General features: G+C 34.9%; 2 protein-coding genes. Both read left to right on the plus strand.

Annotated elements, in window-relative coordinates:
* The coding region (locus HN894_00495) for a hypothetical protein (GenBank protein MBT7141784.1) at positions 1–3,558 on the plus strand (3,558 nt) is incomplete at its 5' end.
* A 226-nt stretch (positions 3,559–3,784) separates the two neighbouring features.
* Positions 3,785–5,663 (plus strand): hypothetical protein (locus HN894_00500; GenBank protein ID MBT7141785.1); only part of this gene is annotated, 1,879 nt, incomplete at its 3' end.

Raw genomic sequence — 5,663 nt, forward strand, 5'->3', positions numbered from 1 at the left:
AATTTGTTTGCAGGGGATTATACTGTAACAATCACCGACAATCAAGCATGCCAACTTACTGAAACATATACCCTTATTCAACCAAATGCTCCTTTAAATACACAAATTGACGGAAACTTTTTCGTCTGTTTTGGAACTAATGATGGAACGGCTACTTCAATAAATTCTGCTGGAGGAACACCGCCGTATTCTTACATTTGGAGCACCGGGGAAACTACTGATGCAATTTCAGGGCTTATTGTCGGAGATTATAATTTAACAATTACTGATAATCATGCTTGCATGGATTTTGACAATATTACAATTGCTGAACCTAACTCTCAGTTTTCTGTAAGTTTGACGGGCACAAATGTCGATTGTTATGCAAATTCTACAGCTTCAGTTTCATCGGCAGTTTTCGGAGGCTGGCAAAATGCGAGCTACGCATATCAATGGTCAAATAGCGAAACCAGTGCAAATATTTCAAATCTTCCGGCAGGAAATTATTCTGTAACAACAATTTCCACAGCTGAGGCAACTTGCTCGGCAACTGAAAATATTACAATTAGCGAACCTAATTTATTAATTATTGATAATTCAACTATTAGTAATGTTTTATGTTATGGCGACAGTACAGGAACAATAGACATTGAAGTTACGGGCGGGACAGCACCTTTCTCATATATTTGGAGCAATGGAGAAACAAATGATGATATATCAAATTTACTAGTTGGATTTTACGAACTGACTTTTACCGATGCCAATAATTGCCAGAACAATTTTAACGGAACAATTACTCAGCCCGATTCTGTTTCAGTCTCTTTAAATTACTTATCACAAATTTGTTACGGTGAAAATAATGGGCAAATATTAGCAAATGCTTCAGGTGGAATAAGTCCATATTCTTACTTATGGTCATCGGACTCAACAAATATTTACAATTCCATAAATAATCTTTGGCCGGGCATTCACTCTGTAAAAGTTACAGATGTCAATGGATGCTCTAAAATTGAAACTGCAATTATTTTCCAAGCACCCGATTCCTTGCAAGTTGATTATGCAAACATTTCAGATGTTTCCTGTTTTGGTGGCAACAACGGACTAATTGATATAACTACGATTGGCGGTTTTGGGCAAAATTCATTTCTATGGAGCAATGGGGAAACAACGGAAGATATTACAGGTCTATTTATGGGGAATTATAGCGTTACAATAAGTGATGTTAACGGCTGTTTTGCCGAAGCTAATTTTTTTGTAAATCAAGCTGATTTATTGTCGTTATACATAAACAATACAGTAGATGTTTTATGTTTTGGTGGAAGTAATGCCTCTATAGATTTAGAGGTTCAGGGTGGAATTTCACCATATTTTTACATTTGGTCAGACAATAGTTCAATTCAGGACATTTCTAATTTGAGCGCTGGAACTTATAGCGTTACAGTGGTAGATGAAAATGCTTGTATAGCAAACATTGATACAACAATTTCTCAACCTGACCCAATTATTCTAAACTTAAATTATACTGAAAATGTTTGCTATGGCACTTTCGATGGAGAAATTGTTGCAAATGCAAGTGGAGGGACCTCTCCATTTACATATCTTTGGAGTAATAGCGAAACCAACCATACAATTTCAAACTTGCCAGCAGGAACATATACTGTTAGTATATCAGATTCCAACTCTTGTACAATTAGTGAATCGGCAAGCATAAATCAAGCGAACGATACTCTTCAAATTTCTATTCTTAACGCTACGAATAATATATGTAATGGAGAAACCAATGGTTCAATAGATATTATTGCACAAGGTGGAACTATGCCCTACACATACTTGTGGAGCAATGCAGAAACTACTGCAAATATTTCGAATTTGCCTGCCGGATTTTATAGCATAGAAATTACTGACCTCAACTCTTGTATTGCAAATCAAAGCATTGAAATCACAGAACCGGCAGAAGTGTCAATACAAGCAAACATCAGCAATCTATTGTGTTTTGAAGATAATACCGGAGCAATTGACATTACTGTTTCGGGGGGAACCCCAATGTATTCATATTTATGGGCTAATGGGCAAACAAACGAAGACATACAAAACTTAGATATTGGCATTTATAATATTACAGTTACAGATATAAATGCTTGCACGGCCGAAAGTTCATTAGCGATAACACAACCGGATAGTATCTCACTGAGTTTAGATTATAACCAATTTTTATGCTACGGCATGAACAATGGTTATATTAATCCTATAGTTAGCGGAGGAACTGTCCCTTACAATTTCGTATGGACAAATGGAGAAACCAACGAAAATATTTCTAACCTCGAAGCCGGCACATATTCAGTTACAATTTCGGATATTAACGGATGTAGCACATTAGCATCGGCAACTATCGAACAACCTTTAGATTCTTTCGAGTTAACAAATGTTACCATAACTGATGTAACATATTATGGATTTGTGGACGGTTCAATTGACATTTCATTAACTGGCGGAATTTTGCCATATACTTTCAACTGGAGCAATGGTGAAAGCGCTGAAGACCTTATAAATACTGGTGCAGGAATATATGAAATTACAATTTCGGATAATGTAGATTGCCAGATAATAGAAAGTTTTGAAATTATTCAACCCGATGTAGTTTTCCCGCCATGGCCATACACTCAGACAGGAACAAGCCACGAGATTCAAATACCGGACACTACCCCAATCACAATAAGTGGCTTGCAAATAGAAATTGGGGATTTTATTGGAGTTTTCTACGATTCGCTTGGAACATATGTGTGTGCAGGCTATCAAGTTTGGGTAGGAATTAATACTTCAGTAATTGCCTATGGCGAAAATATTGGAAACGATGGTTTCACAATTGGCGAACAATTTAAATGGAAAATCTGGAAATCGACTGACGATATAGAATATTATGCAGATGCAAACTATGACTTGACTATGCCCGACACCGGATATTTTAATGCTAATGGATTAAGCAAATTAACGGCTCTTGCAGGATACGAGTCTCAACAAATTGCTTTGCCCGAGGGTTGGAGTATTTTCTCAACTTATATATCTCCGGGCAATCCCGATTTTAATGATATTTTTATACCAATCCTAAGCGATATTATTATTGCTAAAGATAATTCAGGGCAGGTATTTTGGCCTTTATATTCTATCAATTCAATTGGAGATGCCAGCACCGGTCAAGCATACTATATAAAAATGAACCTCGCTAATAATTTACTAATTGGAGGTACTGCTTTAGTTCCTGAAAATACACAAATTAGTTTATACGAAAACTGGAATATGCTTGGATATTTACGTAATTCAGCAGCTTCGATAGAATTACTTCTATCTCCAATTTCAAGTTCAATTAGCATAGTGAAAAACGATGAAGGAAATATTTTCTGGCCAATCTATTATATAAATATGATTGGCGATATGGAGCCAGGAAAAGGTTATTTAATAAATATGATAAACCCGGAAACATTTTATTATCCGCCGAATAGTAGTGTAATAAACAAATCTTCAATTATTGAAAGCAATCCCAAATATTTTGGAAAAGCAAAAAATACAGGTTTATCCCCTTAGTGTGAAGATTGTTAATTAGTCCCACTAACACGGTTTGCATACCTGCACCAGCAGGGTGTTTCAAACAGACCTGACAGGTTTCGAAAACCTGTCAGGTCTTTTCATATCATCCAAATATTTTGACAAATACAATTCGAAAAAATAGAAATAAATAAATTGCATTTTGCCTTTTTTATTATTACTTTAGCTGAATAATTGATCAATGATTTTTTTATTAAAAAAAATTATGAAAACAAGATTTTTTTCTTTTTTAACCTTTCTCTTTATTACCACCAGCCTTATAGCTCAAGATGTGCAATTCGAATGGGCTGTTGGTTTGGGAGTGACAAACGACTTATCTGTTCGCTCAGCCACAATTGACAATGTAGGCAATGTTTACACCTCAGGAAGCTTTGAAGGAACAATTGATTTTGACCCTGGTCCTGGAGTTTTTAATCTATCTTCAAATGGAATGGAAGATATTTATATTACTAAATTTGATAGTGCTGGGAATTTTGTTTGGGTAAAAAGAATTGGATCATTAGGTCCGGAGGAAGGTTATTCGATAACTATAGATTCTATTGGAAATATTTACGTAACTGGTTCTTTTTATGCTTGGTCTGTTGTCGACTTTGACCCTGGTATTGGGATTTATTACCTTTCTTCAAACGGAAACTATGATGTTTTTGTTTTAAAATTAAGTTCAGTGGGCAATTTTATCTGGGCTAAAAGTTTTGGTGGCAATAGTACAGATGGAGGTAATTCAATTATTATAGACGATGAAGGAGACATTTATATCTCAGGATATTTTAATGATACTGTTGATTTTGATCCTGGACCAGGAGTATATAATCTTATTACAAATTATTATGGATATGACTTATTTGTTACCAAACTAGATTCACTCGGTAATTTCATTTGGGCAAATTGTATGCTCGGTATTGGCGAATTTAATGCTTATTGTTATGACTTAGCTATTGGTGATAAAAATAACTTATATATCACTGGTGAATTAAATGGTACAGTTGATTTTGACCCAGATTCTATTGGAACTTCTAATCTTACTTCAAATGGAGAATCCGATATTTTTCTCTCTAAGCTAGATGTTTCTGGCATTATGTTATGGACGAAAAGCATTGGTGGTTTTGATTATGATTATTCGTGGTCTATTAAAATTGATGTAAAAGGGAATGTTTATATTACAGGTTCATTTGAAGGAACAGTAGATTTTGACCCTGGATCAGGTGTATATAATCTTACCTCAAATGGATTCTATGATATATACATTTCTAAGTTTGATCCTGCTGGTAATTTTGTTTGGGCTAAAGGAATAGGCGGAATTGAACATGATCTAGGCTACTCTTTAACTCTTGATACATCAAGAAATATATATATTGCAGGAGAGTATGGTGAAACAGTTGATTTTGACCCTGGACTTGGAATATTTAATCTTACATCAATTGGGTATGATGATATTTTCATTTCAAAGTTTGATTCTCTTGGAAATTTTGTTTGGGCTAAAAGCATTGGTGGAAATAGTTCTGAAGGCGAAGGTTTAATCTTTCTTGATACTAGCCAAAATATTTATACAATTGGTTCTTTTTATGGAACTGCTGATTTTGATCCGGGACCTTTAGTATATAACTTGACTCCGGTTTCAAGCTATGATTATTTTATTTTAAAACTTTCGCAATCTTTTTATATATCAGATAATATACTTAATGTTTCATGTTTTGGAGGCTCAGATGCTGCTATTGATATTTCTCCATATTATGGTACTCCACCATATGCTTTTTTGTGGAGCAATGGCCAGACTAACGAAGATATTTCAAATTTACCAGCAGGCACATACTATCTAACAATAAATGATGCCGCCGGCGATACTATAATAGACACTTTCCAAATTATTCAACCTGCTGAAATTATTGTGGCATCTGTGAGTTTTGGGGTTTCATCTTCAATTGCAAGCGACGGTTTTATAAATTTGATTGTAAGTGGTGGCATATCTCCCTACACATTTTTGTGGAGCAACGGCGAAACAAGTTCAAATATCGATAGTTTATCAATAGGGAATTACTCAGTTGTAGTTTCTGATATGAATTTTTGTACAGTTTCCGATACTTTTG

The sequence above is a fragment of the Bacteroidota bacterium genome, from assembly GCA_018692315.1.
Classification (GTDB): domain Bacteria; phylum Bacteroidota; class Bacteroidia; order Bacteroidales; family JABHKC01; genus JABHKC01.